Raw genomic sequence first — 25,277 nt, 5'->3', positions numbered from 1 at the left:
GTGTTTGTACTTATAAGTGTTATACGATTATACTAATGCCACTATTATGTGCCATATATTAATTCATTTATACCAAAAATTACTTTGAATTAATAGTTGTATTACTAAAAAATCAATTCTCTTAAAACCAAAACTATGCACACAAACTCAACAGTCTCAAGAAGGCAATTAATCTTTGTTTTGATCCTTTTTCTCTTTTGTAATCTTTTTGTAAACGCTCAAGAAAAACATTATAGGGTCACTATAAATGCCAACAACAATCAATTACAAACCTTGATAAAAAAAGGATTTGAAGCTGATCATTTTCATTATCAAAATGGTAAAGTCATTGCAGAAATTTCAAAAAGCGATATTAATTTATTGAAAGAAAACAACATCAAGTTTAAAATCAACATTAGGAACCTCGAGAAGAGAATTCATAAAATCAATAAAAAAATTGACAAACAAAATGCAAAATCAAATGTACTACTAGCTGTTCCTACTCCGGCTAATTTTGAGCTAGGAACCATGGGGGGATTTCACAAATTTGATGAGGCAATTGCTGCTTTAGACAAAATGAGACAACTCTATCCAGAACTAATCACTGTAAAATCATCTATAGGAACTACAGAACAGGGTCGATCTATTTATATGGTCAAAATCAGTGATAATGCAGACACCGATGAAAATGAAGATGAAATGCTTTTTACTTCGATACATCATGCCAGAGAACCTATGGGTCTTTCGCAAAATCTATTTTATATGTGGTATTTATTAGAAAACTACAATTCTAACGATGAAATAAAAACATTGGTAGATAATACAGAGTTATATTTTATTCCGGTTATCAACCCTGATGGGTACACATATAATCAACAAACAAATCCAAATGGCGGAGGTTTCTGGAGAAAAAACCGAAGTAATAACGGTAACGGAACTTTTGGTGTAGATTTAAATAGAAACTATAGTTATCGTTGGGGAGGAGCGTCTAACAATACTAATAGCCAAACCTATCAAGGTCCTTCGGGATTTTCAGAATTAGAAACACAGGCAATTCGGGATTTCACCAACCAACATGAATTTATTGCTGCACTTAATTATCATTCTTTTAGTAATCTACTAATTCACCCTTGGGGATACAGTTCTAATACATTTACTCCTGACCAAAGTACTTTTGTCGCTATGGGGAATTATATGACCGAAGAAAATTCGTATGCCGTGGGTACACCAAATCAAACAGTTGGTTACAATGCTACAGGAAGCTCTGACGATTGGATGTACGGCGAACAAACTTCTAAACCTAAAATGTTATCTATGACTCCAGAAGTAGGTGCTTCTAGCGATGGTTTTTGGCCCGCTTCAAGTAGAATCATCCCTTTGTGTAACGACGCATTCCCACTTAACATTAAGATTACCCGAATGATCGCTCGATACGCAAAAGTCACTCCAACTACAGACAGTCAAACAATAAACTCCACAGCAGGGTCTGTAGATTTTTCTATACGACGATTTAGTCTTAAGCAATCTAACTGGACTGTTAGCTTATCTTCTACCTCATCCTATGTATCCTCTGCAGGAACAGCCAAACAATTTAATAGCATTCCTTTTCTTGATACAGATACGGGAAATATAAGTTTTCAATTAGATCCCAATACGCCTTCCGGCACAGTAATCCCAATAACATTAACTGTTGATAATGGTTCTTGGCAATATACCAAAAGCATCGATATCACATATACTGGCACTGGCGGTGATACTGAACCCCCATCTATTCCTTCAGGCCTATCGGTTTCTAACATCACTTCCTCTTCACTAACACTTTCGTGGAATGCTGCTACCGATAATATTGGAGTAACTGGATACGATATCTATCAAGCAAATACTTTAGTTTCATCAAGTACCGGAACTACAACAAACTTAACCGGATTGGCTAGCAATACTGCTTTTCAATTTAGCATAAAAGCTAAGGATGCAGCTGGTAATGTTTCTGATTTTAGTAATGCAGTAACGGCAACTACATTACCTGCTAATATATCGTATTGCAGTGCAAGTGCAAATAACACCTCTGATGAATATATAAGTAATGTTCAAATAGGAACTATTAACAATACTTCGGCTGCAGAAAATGGAGGTTATAGTGATTTTACATCCATCGCCACAACTTTATCCAAAGGAGTTTCAAATACCATAACCATAACTCCAACCTGGACTGGCACAGTCTATAGAGAAGCCTACAGTGTGTGGATTGATTATAATCGAGATGGGGATTTTAATGATTCAGGCGAACAGGTTTGGAGTAAACCTGCCTCTAGAACAACCCCTTTAAGTGGTAATTTTACAGTACCTGCAAATGCGCTCGAGGGAAACACTAGAATGCGTGTGATTATGCGATATAATAGAATCCCATCTGCTTGTGGCACTTTTACTTATGGTGAAGTTGAAGATTACACAATTACTATAGCAACAGGAGCTACCGCAGCGCAATTGGTTAAAAGTTCGGTTAACGAAAATTCAATTAAAATCTATCCAGTACCAACTAAAAATGTGTTAAATATTACACTACCTAATAAAGGAGTTTATGAATATGCTATAGTAGATTTACTTGGTAAAACGGCTACTTCGGGTACATTCTCGAATAGTATAAACACACAAAAATTAGCTGCTGGCACTTATATTTTAAAGGTGATCGCTAAAGAAGGTACGTATACCAAACAATTTATAAAAGAAGATTAATTATTCAGATATCCATAGGCGTCTGAAAAAGTAATATAAAATTGTCAATCTGAGCATGTTGAAGCTTTTAAGTGCTTTACTTGTAAATGGTCTTCGACAGGCTCAGACTGACAAATCAGAATTTTTCAATTTTTTAGACAGCTTCTATTCCAATAATCCTGCTTTATTTAATTTTTATATGGGTTTTATGAAGTCCTTTTTCATTCAAATACTCATAAAATGAATCTTGCCCACCAACCTTAGCATGATGCAACAACGTAAATCCATGGGGGCCTTTAGCAAAAATTAGTTTAGGATACGTTTCTAAAACAGGCTGTACGAGTTCTATTTTTCCTAGCATTGTTAGCACAAAAAGATTAACACGAGCTCCTTGAGAAATAAGATACTCTGCAATTTCTTTATGACCTACATGTCCCGCCCCTTCGATTGCCTCTTCAAAATCACCATTACCCCAATCATAACTACTATAGATCAAATTAGGGTATTCACTTAACATTTCTTTTACCATATTAAGATCTTTATGGCCTGCCGACACAAATTCTTTGACTAATTTATGATCTAAAGGTTCTTCTTGAATTGACTTAGAGTACATAAACCCTGGGGTTATACTTGCCAAAGTAATTCCGGCTAATGAATTTGTAATAAATGCTTTGCGATTCATGATACTTATTTTTTTCTGGTTGCTGCTTTACTTATAATCTTCCAATTTCCTTCAATCTTTTTAAGGAGGAAAATATCTATAAAGCGTAAATCCAGTTTTGAAATCAAAATCTCTGCCTTTGCTGTAGCAATATCATTCTCTATATCAACAGCTATTATCTTACCTGTTCGCCCATTAAATTTTCCTTTTTCTTTCTTTTCATAGCCCGCAGCATAATCTTTGACAGGCACGATCCACAAGCTATTATCTTTTCGACTTAAAAACAAATTAGCCTCTTCATAAAACGCTTCTTTAATCGTTTCTGGTTTGTTATACGAAGTCCCTTCAATATACTTATTAATAGTTGTATTTATTTGATCTTTATCAGATTGCGCTATCAAAAAACTTGAATTTAATACTAATGCACTAATCCAAAAATAGGTGTTGATTTTTCTCATGATTTGTTTTATTTTAAATTTTTAATTCTTACAATTTTACCATTATCTTCATCTGTTAGCATATATAATTTTCCGTTGGGGCTTTGCGTAATTTTTCTAGACCTTACGCGATCATCTACAAACAGTTCCTGAGCACTTTTAATCGTTTGATTTTCTATTGTAAATCGCCAAAAACTCCCTACAGATAGACCAGGTACGAGTAAGTCATTTTTCCATTCTGGAAATTCGTCTCCTGTGTAAAACATCAACCCTGTAGGTGCTACGGTATGTTTCCAATACCAATCCGGATCTGTAAAAGAAGCTCCTTCAATATGAGGAGGAACATAATCCCTACTTCTATACCCCCCTGTTGTTATAATAGGCCAACCATAATTAGCACCTGCAGACAACCTATTGATTTCGTCTCCTTGTTTTGTACCATGCTCACTAAACCAAATATCCCCAGTTATAGGCTGCACCGTTATTCCTTGAGCCGCTCTAATACCTATAGCATACAAACCTGGCACTGCATCTGGTCCAAAATCCGGATTATCTTTGGGAATACTTCCATCTGCATTAAAACGATAAATCTTACCTCTCTTATCGGTGAGGTCTTGGGCAATTGGTAGCGCAGGTTCATCAATTTCTCTAAATAATCGTTCTCCTATGGTGATGTATAGTTTTTGATCTGTTCCAAATGTCATTCCGCCTCCGTAGTGGTAATATTCACGTGTAAAAGGACCCGCTTCTAGAATCGTCTTACGATCGTATAAAGAATCATTTTTTAATGTCGCCCGCACAACTTTAGTGGTACTGCCCTTTCCTTTCTTTTTTGCAGCATAGGATAGGTATACAAAGTTATTATTATCAAAATCCGGATCTAAGACTACCTCAAAAATTCCTGAATTATCACCTCTAGAAACCACACGTATACTATCTGTAAGATCTGTTGGAAAACCTTTTATGATAGTTTTTCTTTTTGAGGAAAGATCTACTCGAAGAAGGTCGCCATCCTTTTCGGATACCAAGACCTCATCTTCAGACAAAAATGCCATACTCCAAGGATGATTTAAACTGTCTACAACAATTTGTTTACTTGGATTTGTTTTTGAAATTTGAAATCTTGGTTTTTCGGTTTTACTACAACCAAGTAGTACACCCAAAAATAAAAAGAGGATTACTCTGCTCATGTTTATTGATTTTGTTTTTGAAATTTGATTGCAAAATCAGAAACGAGGTATTAAAATCCTTTAATAATCATGATTTTTAAAACGAAAAAGACAAAAAGCTAAACTAAAAAAGTTGGATCAAGACACATATATAATTACTTTCGAAAAGAATCTAAAAAATAATAATCATGAAAGAATTACAAAATTTTGAATACGCAGAAATAGATATGACAACAATATATGGTGGATCTATTTATTTGGAGTATGAAGAGCATACAGGAAATCCAACTGCTTAAACAGTAGCAATTCATACATAAGTATTTAATCGGTTCTGGTTTGAATTTAATGTAATCAACATGCTTTTTTACCAGAACTGATTTATGTATATATCATAATTCTTATTCTCTCCTTATACAGAAGTCTAATAAAAAATTCGCTATTTTAGGCTAAATAACTCTAAATTGAGTTCTATATTTAGAAGGTGTTGTCTCGGTTTCTGCTTTAAATGCAAGATTAAATGAAGTCACATTACCAAAACCACAATCATACGCAACAGTAGCAATTTTTTCATTGCTATATTCTGGATCAATTAGTAATACTTTTGCTTTTTTGATGCGATAATGATTCACAAATTCAGAAAAATTCTTTTGCTCATTTTCATTAATAACCTGTGAGAGTTCTCTTGGGGTTATCTCTAATTTTTCTGCCATCTTTTGCAAAGAAATATCTGTATTTAAGAATATTTCTTCATCTACAAACGCCTCTTTAATTTGTTCTAATATTTTTTTTGAAGTACTTCGGTTTATAGAAGAGTTACTATACTTTTCTAAGGCAAAAACATGTCTTTTTAAAAGAAGGTAAGAAAACCCATAGACCAATATTGAATACAAAATTGCCCCACCTATATAAAAAGGAATAAATCCTATAAAATTACTAAGATAAAAACACCAGATCAAGCAAGCTCCTATTACAATTGCACGATACCATCTTAATAACCGTGGGTTAGCTTCTTTTACCATTTTAAAAATAGTAACCCATGACAAAATTAAATAAATAGCCAAATGAAAAACGACCAGACCGTAACTTAAATATGATTCAAAATTTTTGACGTTAGGAATAAGTTTACTAAACAAAACAAATAAGACAAATGGCGTTAGATGTACATAGTTCCATTTTGAGAAATGATCATTTTTTTGCAAAAGAACTCTTCCATAAAACCATAAAAATGGTCCCGACATTAAAATACCTGAAATACCCAAATTGCGATGCCAAGGATCCAAAACCATATAATTATTAAATACTGATTTGCCAATTCGTATGGTCAACCCAAGCAATACAAAAGCCAAAAATTTATTGGCTTGTCTGTTTCCTTTTTTAAGGGTAAACAAATAAAAAGATAAAAAAAGGGCTTGGGCCAATCCCAAACAACTAAGTACTAAAATAAAACCTTGCTGAAGCATTTTTCAAAAATAACAATGATAACCTATACACCAAGGTTAAAATTACGTGAAAATCTTTTGCATTCCTTTTTAATTTCTGACTTTAGTATCCCATCAAATCTATTTTAACCTAGATTATGTATTAGAACTTCGTGATGAAGCTTGTAAGTGCAATAAAAATTGATATTTTCTTGATTTTAGTATAGCATCGCTATAGTTAAATCAAAAAATATGATCAAACCTCAGTTTTTAAAGTAATTTCAAGATGAAATAGATTTTCTAATGTATACTCTAAGTTTAACCTAAGTGCTATAGTTTTTAAACTAAAAACACAACTCACATGCGATCAAAATTTACAAGAGTAATTTGCTTACTCTTTTTGTCATTCATTAGTATTTTTTCTGTTAACTCTCAAACCTATGATCAAAGTTTATATGATGCTTTAGAGTATCGTTTGGTTGGCCCATTTCGTGGAGGTCGAAGTGCAGCAGTAACCGGTGTACCTGGAAAACCCAATTTATTTTATTTTGGATCCACAGGTGGCGGTATCTGGAAAACAGTTGACGGGGGACGAACATGGAGCAATATTTCTGATGGTTTCTTTGGTGGTTCTATAGGTTCGATTTCAGTTTCAAAAAGTGATCCTAATGTAATCTATGTGGGTGGCGGTGAAAAAACACTACGTGGAAATGTATCATCAGGCTATGGGGTTTGGAAAAGTGTTAACGCCGGTAAAACATGGACACAATCAGGGCTGCCAAAAAGCAGGCACATTCCTAGAATAAGTATTCACCCAACAAACCCTAATATTGTGTATGCAGCTGTATTGGGTAATATATATAAACCTACCCAAAACCGTGGAGTTTATAAGAGTATTGATGGAGGTAAAACATGGAACAAAGTCCTTTCTGCAAATGCAGATGCTGGTGCTGTTGACCTGACTTTAGATCCAAATAACCCTAGAATCTTATATGCCTCGACCTGGAATGCCAGACGAACACCTTACAGTCTTAGTTCTGGTGGTAAAGGATCTGCCTTATGGAAAAGTACTGATAGCGGAAAAACGTGGAAAGAGATTTCAAAAAATAAAGGTTTTGCAAAAGATACCCTAGGGATTATGGGGGTAACCGTATCACCAGTAAATAGCGAAAGAGTCTGGGCTATCGTCGAAAATAAAGAAAAAGGCGGTGTTTATCGTAGTGATGATGGTGGCGATACCTGGAATCAGTTAAATAGCTCAAGAAGTCTTAGACAACGCGCATGGTATTATAGTAGAATATATGCAGATCCTAAAGATAAAGATGTCGTCTATGTGGTAAACGTATCGTATCACAAAAGTAAAGATGGCGGTAAGAATTTTAGTAGTTTTAATGCCCCACATGGTGATCATCATGATCTTTGGATTTCTCCAGAAAACCCAAATCGTATGATTATTGGGGATGATGGTGGCGCACAAATCACGTATGACGGTGGTGAAACCTGGAGCACCTATCACAACCAACCTACATCACAATTTTATAGAGTAACTACCGATAATAGTTTTCCGTATAGAATCTATGCGGCGCAACAAGATAATTCTACCATTAGAATAAATCATCGAAGCACTGGTAGATCTATCTCTGAGGATGATTGGGAACGTACTGCTGGTGGAGAGTCTGCTCATATTGCAGTAGATCCAAAAAATAATGATGTAGTATATGGCGGTAGTTATGATGGTTTTTTAACCCGAATAAATCATAAAACCGAAACCATAAGATCGATTAGTGTATGGCCAGATAATCCTATGGGACATGGCGCAGAAGATATGAAATACCGTTTTCAATGGAATTTTCCTATCCTATTCTCTAAACACAACCCCAATCGCTTATATACCTTTTCAAATCATGTACATGTCACTGAAAATGAAGGTCAAAGTTGGAAAGTAATTAGTGAAGACCTTACACGAAATGATCCTAACAAGTTAAAATCTTCTGGGGGACCAATTACTCAAGACAATACCTCTGTAGAGTATTACTGTACCATTTTTGCTGCGGCAGAAAGTCCTCTAAAAGAAGGCTTACTTTGGGTAGGTAGTGATGATGGATTAGTTCATGTAAGTAAAAATGGCGGGACATCTTGGGAGAACGTTACTCCCAAAGGCATGCCAGAATGGATGATGATCAATAGTATAGAGCCTAGCGCCTTTGACGAAGGCACCTGCTATATTGCTGGAACCAAATATAAAACGGGAGATTTTGCTCCGTACTTATATAAAACAACAGATTACGGTAAATCCTGGAAAAAAATTACCACAGGTATAGCTCCAGAACATTTTACTAGAGTACTGCGTGAAGATCCTAAACGAAAAGGACTTTTATATGCTGGTACCGAGACAGGAATGTATGTTTCATTCAATGATGGATTAACTTGGCAATCGTTTCAATTAAATCTTCCAATAGTTCCTATTACCGATCTTACTATTAAAGAAAATAACTTGGTGGTAGCAACACAAGGACGAAGTCTATGGATTATCGATGACCTAACCGTATTACATCAGCTAAATGATGGATTAAAGACCAAGAGTCACATTTTATACAAACCTAAAAACACTTACCGAATGGGAGGCGGAAGCATTAAAGGTTCTAAAACCGAAGGGACCAATCATCCCGCTGGTGTAATGACTTATTTTTATCTTAAGAATTTTGACAAGAAAAAAGATACCGTTGCTTTAACCTATTTTAATACCAACAATGATACTATCAAATCATTTAGCACAAAAGCAAAAGAGAAAAAAGATCAGTTAAAAATAGACAAAAAAGGAGCCAACCAATTTAATTGGAATATGAGAGGAGATGGCGCCGAAAAACTAAAAGGAATGATCTTATGGTGGGCAAATCTAGACGGACCAAAAGCCGTACCCGGAAACTATAAAGTAAGCTTAAGTATCAATGGAAAAGAAGTTTCTAACCAACCTTTTTCTATTCTAGCTGATCCTAGAGCAGAGTCAACAACAAAAGAAATGCAAGAACAGTATAATTTTATCACTAGTGTTAATCAAACAGTAGACAAGGCTCATAAATCCATTAAGAAGATCAGGAAAATTAATACCCAACTCAAAGGATTTTCTGCGCAATATAAAAATGATGATACAACCAAAGATTTGGTAGAAAAAGCAAAAGCATTACAGAAGAAGTTTGGTGAAATTGAGAAAGCATTATATCAAACTAAAAATAAAAGTAATCAAGATCCTTTAAATTTTCCTATTAAGCTTACCAATAAACTGGGTCACTTAAATTCATTGGTGGGTATGGGAGATTTCGGACCAACAGCACAAGATATAACTGTAAAAAATGAGCTAGTTAAAAAAATAGAAGTGCAATTGCAGGCTTTTGATACATTAGTTTCTGAAGAAATTAAAAAGTTTAATACCGAATTCAATACCTTGCAACTTAATTATCTTTTTGTAGAATAGCTTATAATAATACCGTCATATCACCCCAACTGGAGTTGAATAAGTTTGAACATATGCCTCTTGGCCATATTCCAGGTGACAGTACGTGATTATTTTTATATTTTGAAACTAAATTAAATCTACTGTCATCCCGAGCGTAGTCGAGGGGCAGCTAATTATGAAGTATTATTTTGTTTATATTGTTGAATGTTCAGATAAGTCCCTTTATATTGGATTAACTAACAATCTTGAGAGAAGAATAAATGAACATAATAATGGCTTAAATGACAATTCTTATACTTCTATCCGCAGGCCTGTTAAATTAATATTCCATCAAGAATTTATGCAATTTGAACAAGCTGAACGATTTGAAAAGAAACTTAAAAAATGGAGTAGAAAGAAAAAGTTGGCATTGGCAAATGGTCAGTTTGATTTATTAAAGTTATTATCAGAATGTAAAAATAATAGTCATTCTAAGAATTTCTTACCTCTCGACTCCGCTCGAGATGACCGTGCGTTATTATTTTTATATTTTTGAAATTCATTTACTAAAGTCACCCCGCCATCCCAAGCAGAGTCGAGGGGGCATTTTAATCAAAACATATGCTCGAATACTATAACTACATAAAATCCCTGCATCTCATCTTTGTAATAACATGGTTTGCGGGGTTGTTTTATATACCACGATTATTTATTTATCAAATTGAAGCATTTCAAAAACCTTCTCCTGATAAAGAAATACTAGGGGATCAACTTAAACTAATGGCTAAACGTTTGTGGTTTATTATTACATGGCCTTCTGCCATATTAGCAACATTGTTTGCGATATGGTTACTTATTTTAATGCCAGCTTGGTTGCAGCAACCTTGGATGCATGTTAAACTGGGCTTTGTAATACTTCTTTTTGCTTACCATTTAAAATGCAACCATATCTATACACAATTACAAAACGATGTTATAAAGTGGTCTTCGAATCAAATGCGTATGTGGAACGAAGGTTCTACCATCATTTTATTTTCTGTGATTTTCTTAGTTATTGTTAGAGATGCCGTAAACTGGATTTATGGTGTAATAGGTATTATCTCTTTAGCTGTACTGTTAATGGTAGGCATCAAATTTTATAAAAGAGTTCGAGATAAAAATCCCAATGCGTAGTCACCTTGAATTTTCTTCAAAAAACATATCAAACAAAATCCAATCACGCTATAACTATAAGAGAAGCAGTGCCAGAAGATGCAGCACAATTGCTAAAACTTAAACTTGAGTATTTAAAAAACACAGATACAATTCCGTTATTTGATTACGAATATTCAAATAATGTTACCGAAGAGCATCAGTTGATTAAACGCTATCAAAAACAACCAAACAGTATTTTGCTAGTTGCAGAAAATGAAGGAAATATTGTAGGTAATATTGATCTTACCGGCAGTTGGAGAAAAAAAATGTCTCATACAGCGGTAATAGGAATGGGTATACATACATTATGGCAAAATCAGGGTGTCGGTACATTTTTGATTCAAAATGCTATAGATTGGTCTAAGCAAAACACCTTGATCAAAATCATCTGGTTAGAGGTATACGCAACGAATGTAGCAGGTATTGCGTTATATAAAAAAATGAGATTTAAAGAGTGCGGACGGATTGATTGTTTTTTTAACGAGAACGAAAAGTATATCGATAAAATTACAATGGTTATTAATATTTGAGATTATTTTTTCTTAAAACTTAGTAATAAAACAAGAATAAAGAGGCTGTTTAAAAGTTTTTAAACAACCTCTTTATGATGTTTAGATTATTCGTTTAGTTTTAACGACCACATAATCTGTTATTTCTATTGCTATACATACGTCTTACTGCCCTAGCATCATTGTTAGATACTTGATTTGCGTTAAATACGATCCCTGGGTTAGATCCAGAAACCATAATTGAATTAGGATCACCAAGAGGTGTTCCAGGTACACGTGTCCCTAAATTATCCTGCTCAGAATGTACAAATCCAATATTATGTCCAATCTCATGAGCTAATATATTACCCCATTCTCTCGCCGTTACTGGATCTCCATCAATACTAGGTTCGTTAAGGTTCAAAATGATCAAGCCTCCTTCTACTCCATTTGTAGGAAACTCCCCAAGGCCCCATCCACCTATTTCGCCAGGGGTAGATAAACGCACTAAAATATCGGGATTAGAATTCACCTCTACTAATTGAAGAGTTGTATTATTTACCCTATTCCATAAGTTAAGGCCTCTTCGAAAGCCTCTTCCTGCAGCATTATTACCCAAAGCATTCTGAATTCTAATATTACCTGCTCTGTTACAATCAACAATACCAAAAAATGCTTGCTTTTGGAGATTTTCTTCTTTCACAGATTTATCTGTAAAAAAAATATCTCCGTCCACGATAAATCCTCCTTTAGAAGATTTAATCGATGTTTTCTCCATATCAAAACCTAAACTTTCTAGTTTTGCTAAAACCTCAGAAGGTATTTTTTCTTGATCAAGAGAATTTTCTGGTTGAACATCATTGTTTGCATCGTTTGTGCATTGTACTATGCTTAAAGCCAAAATGACGAGCATAGAAAATTTGAAAATTTTCATAATTAATATATTATAAGTTGGCTCGTAAATCTAGATAGTAAAGATTCTTTGAAATGTTAGCTGCCTAACATTTAAGAAAACTTTCACCAATATTTATACTTCAATTATGATATATCTTGCCCTTTGTTTTAACACCAATTTGATCAACTCTACATTGTTTTTATATGATTAAAGTTATGTCAACACTAAATTTTCATTGCTTACTTAAGAGTTCGAGCTTTGATCTTACGACTTTTCCTTATCTTCGTGCAACTTTTTTAGCATAATTCTATGATTAAATCTATGACAGGCTTCGGGAAGTCTATTCTACAGCTCCCTACAAAAAAAATTACTATCGAGGTTAAATCTCTTAATAGCAAAAACTTAGATCTCAATGCCAGAATTCCTTCTCAGTATCGCGAAAAAGAACTGAAAATGAGAAACACTATTGCCAAATCATTGGTAAGAGGAAAAGTAGATTTTGGTTTATACGTAGAAATTACCGCAGAAGAAACCTCGACAAAAATTAATGAAGCTGTTGTTAAAGATTATATCAAGCAATTAGAAGCAATACATACAAATGGCGATGCACTAGAGTTTGTAAAAATGGCTGTGCGCATGCCAGATGCACTTAAAACTGTTAGAGAAGAAATTAACGAGAAAGAATTTCAAGCCATTGAGAGTTCTCTTCAAGATGCTTTAAATGCTATAGAAAAATATCGAATAGATGAAGGTGAAGCATTAGAGAAGGATTTTGTTCTTCGTGTTAAAAATATAGGAGAGCTACTTGAAAAAGTTATTGAAATGGATCCCGAACGTATTGAAGGCGTTCGAGAACGTCTTCATAAAGCAGTTTCAGATCTTAAAGAAGATGTAGATCAAAATCGTTTTGAACAAGAATTGATTTATTATCTCGAAAAATTTGATATTACTGAAGAAAAAGTTCGATTAGCAAATCACTTAGAGTATTTTACATCAACACTTAATTCATCTGATTCGAACGGAAAAAAACTAGGCTTTATCTCACAAGAAATCGGTCGAGAGATTAACACTATTGGTAGTAAATCTAACTATGCGCCTATGCAACAATTAGTTGTACAAATGAAAGATGAACTTGAAAAAATTAAAGAACAATTACTAAACGTTTTATAAATGAGTCAAGGTAAGCTTATTGTACTTTCGGCACCTTCTGGTAGTGGAAAAACTACTTTAGTAAAACATTTGTTACATAAAGAAGAATTAAATCTGGGATTTTCTATTTCTGCAGCTTCAAGAGAACCCCGTGGAGGAGAAATACATGGCAAAGATTATTATTTCTTATCGCTAAGAGAGTTTAAAGATAAAATTAAAGCCGAAGAGTTTCTAGAATGGGAAGAAGTTTACCGTGATAACTTTTACGGTACTTTAAAAACTGAAGTACAACGTCTATGGGATATTGGGAAACATGTAATATTTGATATTGATGTAGTAGGAGGCTTAGATATTAAAAGAATTTACCCGGATAGAACACTGGCAATATTTATCAAACCGCCAAGTATAGAAGAACTCAAAATACGTTTAAAAAAACGTAAAACCGAGTCTGAAGATAAAATCAATATGCGAGTAGCAAAGGCCTCTACAGAAATGGCTACTGCACCCCAATTTGATGCGATAGTTACAAATGATGATTTAGAGAAAGCCCAAGCAGAAGTTTATCAATTGGTAAAGAAATTTCTTTTAAGTTAGTTATACTAGGTTATTTATATTTTCCTTAGAAAAACAAAAACTACCTTTTCTATGAAAAAAATCGGATTATATTTTGGAACATTTAATCCTATTCATATCGGGCATCTCTCCATTGCAAATCACATGGCAGAGTTTTCGGATCTTGATGAGATATGGATGGTAGTTACCCCGCATAACCCTTTCAAAAAGAAAAGTACTTTACTAGATAACCACCATCGTTACGAGATGGTTTATCGCGCTACAGAAACGTATCCTAAATTAAAACCCAGTGATATAGAATTTGGTCTGGTACAACCAAATTATACGATTAATACATTAATTTATCTTCAAGAAAAATATCCAAATGATAGCTTTAATCTTATCATGGGAGAAGATAACTTAAAAGGATTTCATAAATGGAAAAACTATGATGTTATTCTAGAAAATCATCACATTTATGTTTATCCTCGTATTGCATTAGGACAAGTAGAAACACAGTTCACCGATCATCCTAAAATACATCGTGTTACTGCGCCCATCATGGAGATATCTTCTACATTTATTCGAAAGTCGATTTCTGAAGGTAAAAATATCAAACCTTTGTTACCTCATGACGTTTGGCAATATATTGACGAAATGAATTTTTACCAATAAAAATATATTAATACCTATCTTCTGATCCTATAGTTGTCTTTATTCTTTTAATAAGACGATGCATTCTACCACTTCCACCCGCAATAATCCCTGCTGTAAGTACAATATCTATGGATTGAATAATGGTAACCTGTATCTTAAACAATTGTTCTTCTGTTTCTGGATTATTAAATATAATACCAGACATAAGTCGTAATCCAGAAAAAGAAAGCACCAATCCAATTGCAAAAGCAACAATAGTTGTTCTACGTTCTCTTTTTAATCCATGACTCATAAGTTGTTGTTCTAATCTGTCTTTTTCTTTGATCATAGCGATCATTTTATCATCTACTGCTAAGGTTTCTTCTTCGGCCATTGGTTCTTCAGGATCAATCATCATTGGGTCAACCGGAGTATTCACCTCATCCATATACGCTTCGATATCTGCAATACGATCTTTGCATTTCTTTTTTGCTTTCTCACTTGGATCATCAACAAAAATCTCAATAAACTGCTCAACGATTAACATTATAACAGATATATACCCTAACATGGCGATCACATTACCTGGATCCAAATCAGAAAGATCAATCGGTGGGAATTCCTGTTCGAAGTAAACAAAAGCCGCAATGGCGATAACAATTAAGACAATTGCAATTGGATTTTTATAAAGGGCTTTCATTTAATAATTGTGTTATTAAGTTTCTATATAAAGATATAAAAACTTAAAAATGAAATTGTCATGATTATAGAAAATTAATAGTATGCTTTACTTCTACTTATTTTAAAAAACGCATTTTTTTTCTTCAGTTTCGAAAAATGAAACTGGCAGGTTGTACTATTGAATCAAAATTAATTAAAAAGAGAAGGTAACAATTATGCTATTGCTAACATATAGTATATAGGGAAACATTTTAAAAACAAAATCTGATTATAAAACAAATTAAAGATGAGGAAAACCGTAAGAAATAAATGCATTAAAACACACCTTTTTTGTGTTGTTCAACAAAAGTTTAGTGCTTCTTAACGAAAAGTTAAGACATAGGGAAAAACATCCCCATAATCCGATTGCGAGCAAGTGATTTAGGTCGTAGGTTTGCCGCCGGGAAAACAAATTAAAAAGTCATTCAATTTAATATTTTTATGAAAAAACAACTGCTGTTTATGGTGTTGGGTATCTGCTATACACTCACCTTTGGACAAGAATTACCACAATTATCACCTCCTACACCCGAGGTTGCTGCCCTAGGGAAGTATGATGATATACCAATGAGTCTTTCTACAGGAACTCCTACTATTTCGATACCACTCACCAGTATTTCAGATGGTGCATTAAGCGCTTCGGTATCGGTAAGTTATCATGCTTCAGGGATTAAAGTTAGTGAGATGGCCTCTCGGGTAGGTTTAGGATGGGCCTTGCAGGCTGGAGGTATAATTTCTCGTCAGGTACGTGGTATTGCTGATGATCATCAAGAAGGTTTTATCAATACCAGTAACACTATGGATTATTTTCGCTCCCTTCCCTTTGATAGCGAAGAACGCAGACAACTGTTCCAAAATGCCTTAGATGACATTCAAGATTTTGAATCTGACATGTATCATATAAATGTAGCTGGGTTATCGGGTAAATTCTTTTTTGATCAAAATGGGGATATTGTCGTACATCAAAAAAGTGATTTAAAAATTGTAGCCCTTCGTGATGGTCATTTAATCTCTGGTTGGGAGATTACTACACCAATGGGTATACGATATACTTTTGGAGTCGTTCCTGGAACTACACAAAAAGTACATGAGGATAAGGAGACTCGATTCGAATCGTCTGCTGCAAATTTCCCAACGGGTTATAAATCTCATACTTCGGGTTGGTATCTGACTCAGATATCCGATTATAAAGGCAATCAGATTAATTTTGGATATACCGCTGGAACAGCACAAATCAAGTATTTTAACGTTACAGGACAAAGTAAAAACTTATTTGGTTTTGGTAATTGTGGTCTCGGTGGCGGAGCTACTGATCCAATTTCTATGAGTGAAGATATTTATAAACCTACTTATTTATCCTCGATCACCACTAGACAAGGACAAATTTTGTTTGAGTATAACCATAACCGTACAGATGTAAAGAATGATAAAGCTCTTACAGGAGTTCAATTAATAGATAGTAATGATACTATTATCGATAGTTACGTATTAGATCAGGGGTATTTTATCGCAACAGGATTTACAAGGTTTTCAGATAAGGGCGATGTAGACCAGCGTACACATAGATTATATTTAAAAAGTATTACGCAACAAAAAGGTACTGCGAGCAATAAAGTACATCGTTTTAGCTATAATCAAACCCACGAGTTACCAGAGCGTTTTTCATTTTCACAAGATTTTTGGGGATATTATAATGGTGCGGATAATGATGTCTTATATCCTTCTATAGTGTATCGTCCTGTTGCTAGTCCTATAGAAGTTGACGGGGCCGATCGAACAATAAGTGAAGCGCATGCCAAGGCGTTATTATTAGAAAAAATCACTTATCCTACAGGAGGTAGTACCCACTTTATTTTTGAACCCAATACAGTATATGGGAATAGGGACTTTTTTGTGGGAATGAAAACCGTTAGTACTCCTATTACAGAAGCATCTTTGGAGATGAGAGATAATTTAGGAAGCCCTAATAAAGTGACCTCTAGTTTTACCCTTTCAGAATCTAAAACAGTCGCTGTTAAGGTATATGCACAAAGGTCTTGTAATATGAATGCTGCAGATTGCCCTAAGATCAAAATGTATAAAAGTAATGGAGAATTAGTAAATGCCATTTTTAAAACAGAAACAAATACTGATATCTTATTAGATCTTGCTGCGGATACCTATACAATCGAAATGAGTTATGAGATTCCATCAGATAATTATATTACGATTTCATTGAATACAAGAGAATTAGGTACTATCAGTGAAGGTGAATTAAAAGCTGCTTACACAGGTGGATTACGTGTTAAAGAACTCCAGTTTCGGGATCAGGACAATAGTTTACTTACGACCAAACGTTATGAGTATCATGAATTTGGAAACACCACACAATCAAGTGGAAGGTCGTTAAATCCACCTATGTTTATATCGCGTAATGTACCCGTAAGTGTAGGTTGCAGTCAAACTATACTAAGTTCTAATGCGATGTTTCCTTTAAATGGGCAAAGTGGTTCTCATGTGAATTATACCAATGTTACAGAATATACCCAAGGGATAGAAAATGGGAAAACAGAATATACCTATAGTTATGCTCCCGATGGCGCGATTAGCGCAACCAATGTTTTTGACGGAAAAGGAGATTTAATTGTTCCTGCTTTAGATTATTCACACCGAAGAGGACAATTATTACAACAAAAAGTATATCGTTATGAAAAAGCATCAGGAAATTTTTCAGTAGTAGAAGACACTAAGAATAGCTATACTACATACGGTGACCGAAGAACTAAAAATATCATGATGGGAAAAATAGGAGCACTTAATGAAGGAGATAGTTATGATAATATTAGTGAACGTTACCTGATGACAGGAACCTCAAAAACAAATTACTACCCATCGGGTACGGTAAAAACTACAACGAGCTACGGCTATGATCCTGGAGAATATGTAGGTAGAACGCTTCCGTTAACTACCACAACTACCGATAGTAATGGAGAAGTCATCGAGACTAAGACCTATTACCCAGATGATGTGACTACTGCAACTGCATTAGGAGAATCACTGACTACAGCTGAGTATGCTGCGATTTCACCGCTAAAAAGTAATGGATCTCAACCACGTATAGGGACTGCTATTCAACAAGAGACGCGTATCAACAATGTGCTTGTTACTAAACAGCGTACTAATTATAAAGATTGGTCTGGTTTGATCTTACCCCAGATTGTACAAGCCGCTAAGAGGAATGATGCTCTAGAAGATCGTATCGAGTATCTAAACTATGATAATAAAGGCAATCCTTTAGAGGTACAACAAACTAACGGCAGTCATAGCATCTATATCTGGGGGTATAATGAGTTATATCCTATCGCTAAAATCGATCATGCCACCTATATCGGGATGCCTACAGCGGTGACTACACTAATTAATCAACTAAAAACAGCATCTAATAGTGATACCACTGCTGCTACTGAAGCCACACTACGTGATCTCATGAATCAATTACGGGATCATGCCTATTTTAAGGATAGTCAACTTACCTCATTTACCTATAATCCTTTAGTGGGGGTAACTAGTGTAACAGATCCCAGAGGATATACGATGTATTATGCGTATGATACTTTTAATCGATTGGAATATGTAAAAGATGATGAGGGGAAACTGATTTCAGAAAACAAATATGGGTACAAGAACTAATGAAGGCAAGAACAATGAAAAATAAGATACAAAACTATATAGTGCTGATCATTATCATGATGAGTACAGCAAGTGCTTTTTCACAATTTGGCGGCGGCGAAGATGGCGGCGGCGGTGACAATTGTAATATTTATTCCTATCGCGATGCCGATAGAGATGGCTATGGAGTCTTTAGTCAAAAAATTTGCGACACCGATGTCCCTGATGGATATTCAACTAGATATGGGGATCGGGATGATAACAATGCTTTAATTACAGATCTTCCTCCCAAATATTTCTATTTTGATAAGGATAAAGATAGCTACGGGAATCCTAATAATAAGGTATATGCCAGTAGACGCCCTAATGGGTATGTCACTAATAATAGTGACTATGATGATAATAACAAACTCATCACCAATATCGCTCCTCGAAACTTTTATCGTGATTACGATAAAGATGGTTTTGGGAATCCTAGCAATAAAGTATATCGCAGTGCTAAACCTAGTGGCTATGTTACTGATGCTCGTGATTGTAACGATAGCGATAAAACAGTCAACCCTAATACAGTTTGGTATTTAGATAATGATAACGATAACTATGCACGTAGTACGAAAAAACAATGTACCAGTCCTGGTTCAAAATACAAGCGTAGTGTTGCAGGCTCAGGAGATTGTAATGATAGTGATGCAACCTTAAATCCACTTACCGTATGGTATTATGATAATGACGGAGATGGTTTTGGAAATGAAGGCGACTTAAGTACCGTGCGACAACAATGCGGGCAACCTTCTTCAAAATATGTGCGAAAAAAAGGAGATATCAATGATAATAATGAATATATCACGAACATAACCCCAAAGAACTTTTATAGAGATGCAGATAAAGATACCTATGGTAATCCAAGTATTAAGTTTTATCGCAGTTTTGCCCCTAGCGACGGGCATACCTATGTGACCAACGGTAGTGATTACGATGATAGCACTGGACATATCACTAATATTGCTCCCAAGAATTTTTATAGAGATGCAGACAAAGATACCTATGGTAACCCTAGTATTAAGTATTATCGTAGTAAAGCTCCTAGTGATGGTTATATATACGTAACAAATGGTAGTGACCGCGATGATGGCAACAAATGGATCACTAATATTGCTCCCAAGAATTTTTATAGAGATGCAGATAAAGATACCTATGGTAACCCTAGTATTAAATATTATCGCAGTGCAGCCCCTAGCGATGGCTATGTCTATGTCACTAATGGTAGCGATTGTAATGATGGCGATAAAACGGTCAACCCGAATACAGTTTGGTATTTAGATAATGATAACGATAACTATGCACGTAGTACGAAAAAACAATGTACCAGTCCTGGTTCAAAATACAAGCGTAGTGTTGCAGGTTCAGGAGATTGTAATGATAGTGATGCAACTTTAAATCCGCTTACCGTATGGTATTATGATAATGACGGAGATGGTTTTGGAAATGAAGGCGACTTAAGTACCGTGCGACAACAATGCGGGCAACCTTCTTCAAAATATGTGCGAAAAAAAGGAGATATCAATGATAATAATGAATATATCACTAACGTACCACCAAAGAACTTTTATAGAGATGCAGATAAAGATACCTATGGTAATCCAAGTATTAAGTTTTATAGAAGTTTTCCTCCTGCAGATACGCATAGCTATGTAACTAATGGTAGTGATCATGATGACAGTAATGAGTTTATCACCAACATTGCTCCTAAGAACTTCTACAGAGATGGAGATGGTGACACTTTTGGAAACCCAGATATTAAATTTTATCGTAGTGCTGCACCAAGCGATACCTATAGTTATGTGACCAACGGTAGTGATTATAATGATAGTAATGAGTTTATCACCAACATTGCTCCCAAGAATTTCTATAGAGATGGGGATAAAGATACTTTTGGAAATCCAAATATCAAGTTTTATCGCAGTGCCGCACCAAGCGATGCCTATAGTTATGTAACTAATGGTAATGATTGTAATGACGCAGATGCAAGTTTAACACCTAATACAGTTTGGTATAAAGATGGTGATGGCGATACTTTTGGGGATAAGAATAGTACTAAAAAACAATGTACTAAACCCACAGGTTATGTACGTAATGATGATGATTATAATGATAGTACAGAAAATATTATCAACATAGCGCCACAGACTTTTTACTTAGATACTGATGGAGATGGTTTTGGAGACCCTAATCAAAGCGTGTTCTATAGCGTACAACCTACAGGATATGTGACCAATGCAAATGATAATTGCCCAGATGTTTTTGGTGAACATAATGGTTGTGCAGATATTCCTTATGATGGGGTTACTATTAGCAATGAAAATTATGTCTTTACGAGAGCCTATCAAGAGGAGATGGATGCCGCAACAGCCATCAATTTTAATAAAGATGTGATCGAGAGCATCACCTATTTTGACGGACTGGGACGACCAAAACAACAAGTAGGGATCAAAGCTTCTCCACAAGCTAAAGATATCGTTACCCATATTACCTATGATCAGTATGGCAGACAGGCACAACAATACTTGCCTTTTGAAAGACCAACTGGCACCTCTACTCCTTTAGGAAGTTATGCAAGCGTAAATGTGGTTACTGATATTAACAGCTATTACAACAATGTCTACGGAGCAGATTTTACCGTAGCACCCGATCATCAGAATTTTAATGCCTATTCTGAGAGTATTTTTGAGGCTTCACCTTTAAACAGAGTGCAAGAACAAGGGGCACCGGGATCTGTCTGGAAAGCTAATAAAGATGTAGATACCGATCATACCATAAAATTTGATTGGGACACTAATACATTAGAAGAAGTCATCAAGTTTAGAGTACAGTTTACAGGATCAGATACCGAGTCTCCGACCTTAGTCAAACAAGACTTCTATCCCGTTGGAGAATTGCAAGTAACGATCACCAAAGATGAAAACTGGACCGTAGCAGATGGTAATAATCATACGACCAGAGAATATACCGATAAACGTGGTAGAGTGGTCTTAAAGCGTACCTATAATACCATATCAAATACAAGTGGTGGTAGTGCTGCCGCAGGTGGTGGAGAAGCTCATGATACCTATTATGTATATGATGATTATGGTAATCTTACCTATGTGATTCCTCCAAAAGTAACTACCACAGATGACGTAAGTGCTACAGAACTGAGTGAACTCTGTTATCAGTACAAATACGATTACAGAAATCGTCTGGTTGAAAAGAAAATCCCGGGTAAAGGGTGGGAGTATATTGTATATAATACTCTAGATCAACCTATCTTAACACAAGATGCTCTTTTAAAACAAGAGAGCCAATGGCTCTTTACCAAGTATGATGCTTTAGGTAGAGCTGCCTACACGGGTAAAATAACAATCACTGGTAAAACAAGAACTCAGTTACAAGCAGAAGCTACGGGGTATAGTGATGATGTATGGGTAGATAAAACCACTACAGGCATCCGTTATGATGATGGTGGCTATCCTAAAGTAACTACAGGAGAAACTTTAACCATCAATTATTATGATGACTATGAGTTTTTAGGAACAACACCAATACAAGAATTGGCAAATCCAGGTACGGTGTCTGGGGAGGCGATAACAAACCGTAACAGGTCCCTGCCTACAGGCTCTAAAGTAAAAGTTCTGGGTGAAGATAAATGGATTACCACAGTAACCTATTACGACAATAAAGCAAGACCTATTTATGTAGCCAGTAACAATGAATATCTAAATACAACTGATAGTGTAGAAAGTGAATTGGATTTTGTGGGTAAAGTCTTAAAAACGACTGCCACTCATACCAAAGGCAGTAATGCTGCAATTGTTACAGTAGATACTTTTACGTATGATCATATGGGGAGAGCAAAAAAGCAAACCCAACAAATTAATAATCAAGATACAGAAGTCATTGCAGAGAATACGTATGATGCTTTAGGACAATTAATCTCTAAAAAAGTTGGGGGTTCTGTCACCTCGAGCGGAGTCGAGGGGTCAAGTCTACAAACCATAGATTACACCTATAATGTACGGGGTTGGATGACTGGGATTAATGATGTTGAGAATTTAGGTAATGATTTATTTAGTTTTGGTATTCATTACAATACGACTACCGAAGGTTTATACGCAAAAGCATTGTATAATGGTAATATCAGTGAGACCTTATGGAAAACCGCTAATGATAATGTTAAAAGAGCATATGGATATCGATACGATGATTTAAATCGATTTGTTGCTGCTACTGATAATGATAATAAATATGTAGTGTCTAGTATTACTTACGATAAAATGGGTAATATTTTATCCTTAGCAAGAAATGGTTTCCAGAACAGTTCTAATTTTGGAAATATGGATGTACTCGCCTATAAATACGATACAGGTAATAAACTCTTAAGTGTTACAGATACTGGTAACAAAACCTATGGTTTTAAAGACGGCACCAATACCAACGATGACTATGATTATGATACCAATGGTAACATGATCAAAGACCAAAACAAAGGCATCACAAGCATTACGTATAATCATTTAAACCTGCCAGAAACAGTTTCTATAAGTAATAGTGAAGGTACAGGAACTATTTCTTATATTTACGACGCAACAGGAGCAAAACTTAAAAAAACTGCTCCTAGTGGAGGTTCTTTAACAACAACAGAGTATGCTGGTAATTACGTCTATAAGAATGGTAATCTTGAGTTTTTTAACACGTCAGAAGGTTATGTAGAAAAAGAAGCTGATGGGTATAAGTATACATATCAGTACAAGGATCATTTAGGAAATATTAGATTATCGTATAAAGATGCTGATGGTAATGGCTCTATAACCACAAATGAGATAGTCCAAGAGAAGAATTACTATCCTTTTGGACTACAACATAAAGGATACAATAATGTAGTAAGCCCTAATGCTAACAGCACAGCACAGAAGTTTAAGTTTAATGGTATAGAACATGAAGAAGTCTTAGGACTTGATCTTTATGAAATGCCTTTACGACAATATGATCCTGCTATTGCGAGATGGACTTCTATTGATCCTGTTACGCATCACTCGATGTCTACTTATACTGCTTTTGATAATAACCCAGTATATTGGGCAGACCCTAGTGGGGCAAATTCTGAAGATTTAGTAAATGAAATTATTAACAAATCTTCTGGATATGATTCTTCTACTTGGAAATCCAATAATGATGGCACTTTTAGTGCTAGTAAAGGACGATCTGCTGGAACTGAGTCTGATGAAAGTGAAAATGAAAACAACGATCCTCAAGATGATATTACAGTTAATTCTAACGGTGTTGTAACCAACGTAGTAAAAAATGGGAAACCAAATAGATTCTTTGATGAAAATGGAAATGAATTATCCTTCCATGATTCTAATGGAGTCGACAAGCCTTTTATAACAGGAACTTATAGAAAAGGTGATCGAGTATTTTATTCGATTTCTACTCAACAAGTAAATCAGGAAATAATAGATTCCGGTCTGATAATGCAAAGGTACTTGTCTGGAATGAATGGCTCAGGAGCAGTATTTTGGGCTTGGAGTTGGATTAGCGCTGCGGGTAAAGGACATGGTGATTTTGATTTTGCAGAAGGATATCTAATAAATTTATCGGAAGAAAAAATACATAGCAAGAATGATCTATTATCTAGAAGTAGGGCATCCTGGGTAGATGGAACGGCATTTTTTAGATTTGGTAACACAAATAATATTTATAATCTTTATGATGCTGGTAATTATATGTGGGGGAGAGCAATGGGAATGTCAGGATTTAGTTACGGCGAGATTAGATTTGGTTCTAAAGCGAATGAATTTGGATTTGATTCAGAAGCCGATCAAAGTGCAATTAAAAAAGGATTTTTTGGAAATTAATATAATATGAAATTAAATATAAAACTGTTTTATAAAATTGCTATTCTCTTTTTAATAATATCAATATTTGGACTTTTAACTAATTTATTTTTTGCAGATTATTTATCTCGTAAAGAGCAAGGTATGTTAAATATATATCTATTTATGCCAAGTGTTTTTGTATCATTTATTAGCTCTTTATTTGGATTGATTTTAATTTTAAAAAAAGAAAATTATACTCAAATAAATCTATTAGTTTTTATACTTTCACTTTTGAATATGGTTTATTTTCTTTTCAGGATTGTAAGCTGAACCT

16 protein-coding genes are annotated in these 25,277 nt (G+C 34.8%); 10 read left to right on the top strand and 6 right to left on the bottom strand.

The genetic code is table 11. The features are described from left to right. The first annotated feature begins 135 nt into the window (after window positions 1–135). Window positions 136–2,712 carry a M14 family zinc carboxypeptidase gene (locus AWE51_RS24810; RefSeq protein ID WP_066319777.1) on the top strand — a complete coding sequence of 859 codons (2,577 nt, stop codon included), beginning with the start codon at window positions 136–138 and terminating at the stop codon, window positions 2,710–2,712. Window positions 2,713–2,875: 163 nt separating this feature from the next. Here the strand turns inward: AWE51_RS24810 and AWE51_RS24805 are convergent, their stop codons facing one another. The 4 genes from AWE51_RS24805 to AWE51_RS24790 form a co-directional block, all read right to left on the bottom strand. After that, window positions 2,876–3,373 carry a hypothetical protein gene (locus AWE51_RS24805; RefSeq protein ID WP_082832615.1) on the bottom strand — a complete coding sequence of 166 codons (498 nt, stop codon included), beginning with the start codon at window positions 3,371–3,373 and terminating at the stop codon, window positions 2,876–2,878. Between the two features lie 5 nt (window positions 3,374–3,378). Continuing rightward, on the bottom strand, window positions 3,379–3,810 hold the full coding sequence (locus AWE51_RS24800; protein ID WP_066319774.1) for a nuclear transport factor 2 family protein: 432 nt from the start codon (window positions 3,808–3,810) through the stop codon (window positions 3,379–3,381). Between the two features lie 8 nt (window positions 3,811–3,818). Further along, window positions 3,819–4,979 (bottom strand): PQQ-dependent sugar dehydrogenase, encoded by a 1,161-nt coding sequence (locus AWE51_RS24795; RefSeq protein ID WP_066319772.1) that lies wholly within the window; start codon window positions 4,977–4,979, stop codon window positions 3,819–3,821. 425 nt (window positions 4,980–5,404) lie between these two features. Continuing rightward, window positions 5,405–6,418, bottom strand: coding sequence for a helix-turn-helix domain-containing protein (locus tag AWE51_RS24790; RefSeq protein ID WP_066319770.1), 1,014 nt, complete (start codon window positions 6,416–6,418; stop codon window positions 5,405–5,407). A gap of 319 nt (window positions 6,419–6,737) precedes the next feature. On the opposite strand from AWE51_RS24790, the gene AWE51_RS24785 reads away from it, so the two are divergent. The 4 genes from AWE51_RS24785 to AWE51_RS24770 all read left to right on the top strand — a co-directional run bounded on the left by AWE51_RS24785 (window position 6,738) and on the right by AWE51_RS24770 (window position 11,533). Beyond that, window positions 6,738–9,848: a VPS10 domain-containing protein gene (locus tag AWE51_RS24785; protein WP_066319768.1), complete on the top strand. Its 3,111-nt coding sequence runs from the start codon at window positions 6,738–6,740 to the stop codon at window positions 9,846–9,848. Between the two features lie 157 nt (window positions 9,849–10,005). Further along, the gene (locus AWE51_RS24780; RefSeq protein WP_066319766.1) at window positions 10,006–10,365 is read left to right on the top strand and encodes a GIY-YIG nuclease family protein; all 360 of its coding nucleotides are present in this window, start codon (window positions 10,006–10,008) and stop codon (window positions 10,363–10,365) included. 65 nt (window positions 10,366–10,430) lie between these two features. Continuing rightward, complete coding sequence (locus AWE51_RS24775) at window positions 10,431–10,982, top strand: CopD family protein (protein WP_066319761.1); 552 nt, start codon at window positions 10,431–10,433, stop codon at window positions 10,980–10,982. A 5-nt stretch (window positions 10,983–10,987) separates the two neighbouring features. Beyond that, window positions 10,988–11,533 (top strand): GNAT family N-acetyltransferase, encoded by a 546-nt coding sequence (locus AWE51_RS24770; RefSeq protein ID WP_066319759.1) that lies wholly within the window; start codon window positions 10,988–10,990, stop codon window positions 11,531–11,533. Between the two features lie 100 nt (window positions 11,534–11,633). On the opposite strand, the gene AWE51_RS24765 is transcribed toward AWE51_RS24770, so the two are convergent. Beyond that, on the bottom strand, window positions 11,634–12,425 hold the full coding sequence (locus tag AWE51_RS24765) for a reprolysin-like metallopeptidase (protein WP_157766221.1): 792 nt from the start codon (window positions 12,423–12,425) through the stop codon (window positions 11,634–11,636). A 270-nt stretch (window positions 12,426–12,695) separates the two neighbouring features. Between AWE51_RS24765 and AWE51_RS24760 the strand changes: the two genes are divergently transcribed. The 3 genes from AWE51_RS24760 to nadD are packed head-to-tail and all read left to right on the top strand — an operon-like array spanning window position 12,696 to window position 14,762. Next, window positions 12,696–13,556: a YicC/YloC family endoribonuclease gene (locus AWE51_RS24760; RefSeq protein WP_066319754.1), complete on the top strand. Its 861-nt coding sequence runs from the start codon at window positions 12,696–12,698 to the stop codon at window positions 13,554–13,556. Continuing rightward, window positions 13,557–14,129, top strand: coding sequence for a guanylate kinase (gene gmk / locus AWE51_RS24755; RefSeq protein ID WP_066319753.1), 573 nt, complete (start codon window positions 13,557–13,559; stop codon window positions 14,127–14,129). Between the two features lie 51 nt (window positions 14,130–14,180). Next, window positions 14,181–14,762 carry a nicotinate (nicotinamide) nucleotide adenylyltransferase gene (gene nadD / locus AWE51_RS24750; protein ID WP_066319751.1) on the top strand — a complete coding sequence of 194 codons (582 nt, stop codon included), beginning with the start codon at window positions 14,181–14,183 and terminating at the stop codon, window positions 14,760–14,762. A gap of 7 nt (window positions 14,763–14,769) precedes the next feature. Here the strand turns inward: nadD and AWE51_RS24745 are convergent, their stop codons facing one another. Next, a complete protein-coding gene (locus tag AWE51_RS24745) occupies window positions 14,770–15,423 on the bottom strand; it encodes a hypothetical protein (protein WP_066319747.1) in 654 nt (217 codons plus the stop codon). 461 nt (window positions 15,424–15,884) lie between these two features. Here AWE51_RS24745 and AWE51_RS24740 point away from each other — a divergent pair, with 461 nt between their 5' ends. Together AWE51_RS24740 and AWE51_RS24735 are read left to right on the top strand one after the other, a co-directional pair. Further along, on the top strand, window positions 15,885–19,112 hold the full coding sequence (locus AWE51_RS24740) for an RHS repeat domain-containing protein (protein WP_066319745.1): 3,228 nt from the start codon (window positions 15,885–15,887) through the stop codon (window positions 19,110–19,112). Between the two features lie 14 nt (window positions 19,113–19,126). Next, window positions 19,127–24,982, top strand: coding sequence for a DUF6443 domain-containing protein (locus tag AWE51_RS24735; protein ID WP_157766220.1), 5,856 nt, complete (start codon window positions 19,127–19,129; stop codon window positions 24,980–24,982). Window positions 24,983–25,277: the final 295 nt, after the last annotated feature.

Source organism: Aquimarina aggregata (genome assembly GCF_001632745.1).
GTDB classification, from domain to species: domain Bacteria; phylum Bacteroidota; class Bacteroidia; order Flavobacteriales; family Flavobacteriaceae; genus Aquimarina; species Aquimarina aggregata.
Note: the sequence above shows the minus strand (reverse complement) of the source record. Positions and strands in the feature narration are given on the sequence as shown.

Bases quoted from the DNA above. Each gene is read 5' to 3' on its own strand.
- AWE51_RS24810 (WP_066319777.1), top strand. From the start codon at position 136: ATGCACACAAACTCAACAGTCTCAAGAAGGCAATTAATCTTTGTTTTG.
- AWE51_RS24805 (WP_082832615.1), bottom strand. From the start codon at position 3,373: ATGAATCGCAAAGCATTTATTACAAATTCATTAGCCGGAATTACTTTG.
- AWE51_RS24800 (WP_066319774.1), bottom strand. From the start codon at position 3,810: ATGAGAAAAATCAACACCTATTTTTGGATTAGTGCATTAGTATTAAAT.
- AWE51_RS24795 (WP_066319772.1), bottom strand. From the start codon at position 4,979: ATGAGCAGAGTAATCCTCTTTTTATTTTTGGGTGTACTACTTGGTTGT.
- AWE51_RS24790 (WP_066319770.1), bottom strand. From the start codon at position 6,418: ATGCTTCAGCAAGGTTTTATTTTAGTACTTAGTTGTTTGGGATTGGCC.
- AWE51_RS24785 (WP_066319768.1), top strand. From the start codon at position 6,738: ATGCGATCAAAATTTACAAGAGTAATTTGCTTACTCTTTTTGTCATTC.
- AWE51_RS24780 (WP_066319766.1), top strand. From the start codon at position 10,006: ATGAAGTATTATTTTGTTTATATTGTTGAATGTTCAGATAAGTCCCTT.
- AWE51_RS24775 (WP_066319761.1), top strand. From the start codon at position 10,431: ATGCTCGAATACTATAACTACATAAAATCCCTGCATCTCATCTTTGTA.
- AWE51_RS24765 (WP_157766221.1), bottom strand. From the start codon at position 12,425: ATGAAAATTTTCAAATTTTCTATGCTCGTCATTTTGGCTTTAAGCATA.
- AWE51_RS24760 (WP_066319754.1), top strand. From the start codon at position 12,696: ATGATTAAATCTATGACAGGCTTCGGGAAGTCTATTCTACAGCTCCCT.
- gmk (WP_066319753.1), top strand. From the start codon at position 13,557: ATGAGTCAAGGTAAGCTTATTGTACTTTCGGCACCTTCTGGTAGTGGA.
- nadD (WP_066319751.1), top strand. From the start codon at position 14,181: ATGAAAAAAATCGGATTATATTTTGGAACATTTAATCCTATTCATATC.
- AWE51_RS24745 (WP_066319747.1), bottom strand. From the start codon at position 15,423: ATGAAAGCCCTTTATAAAAATCCAATTGCAATTGTCTTAATTGTTATC.
- AWE51_RS24740 (WP_066319745.1), top strand. From the start codon at position 15,885: ATGAAAAAACAACTGCTGTTTATGGTGTTGGGTATCTGCTATACACTC.
- AWE51_RS24735 (WP_157766220.1), top strand. From the start codon at position 19,127: ATGAAAAATAAGATACAAAACTATATAGTGCTGATCATTATCATGATG.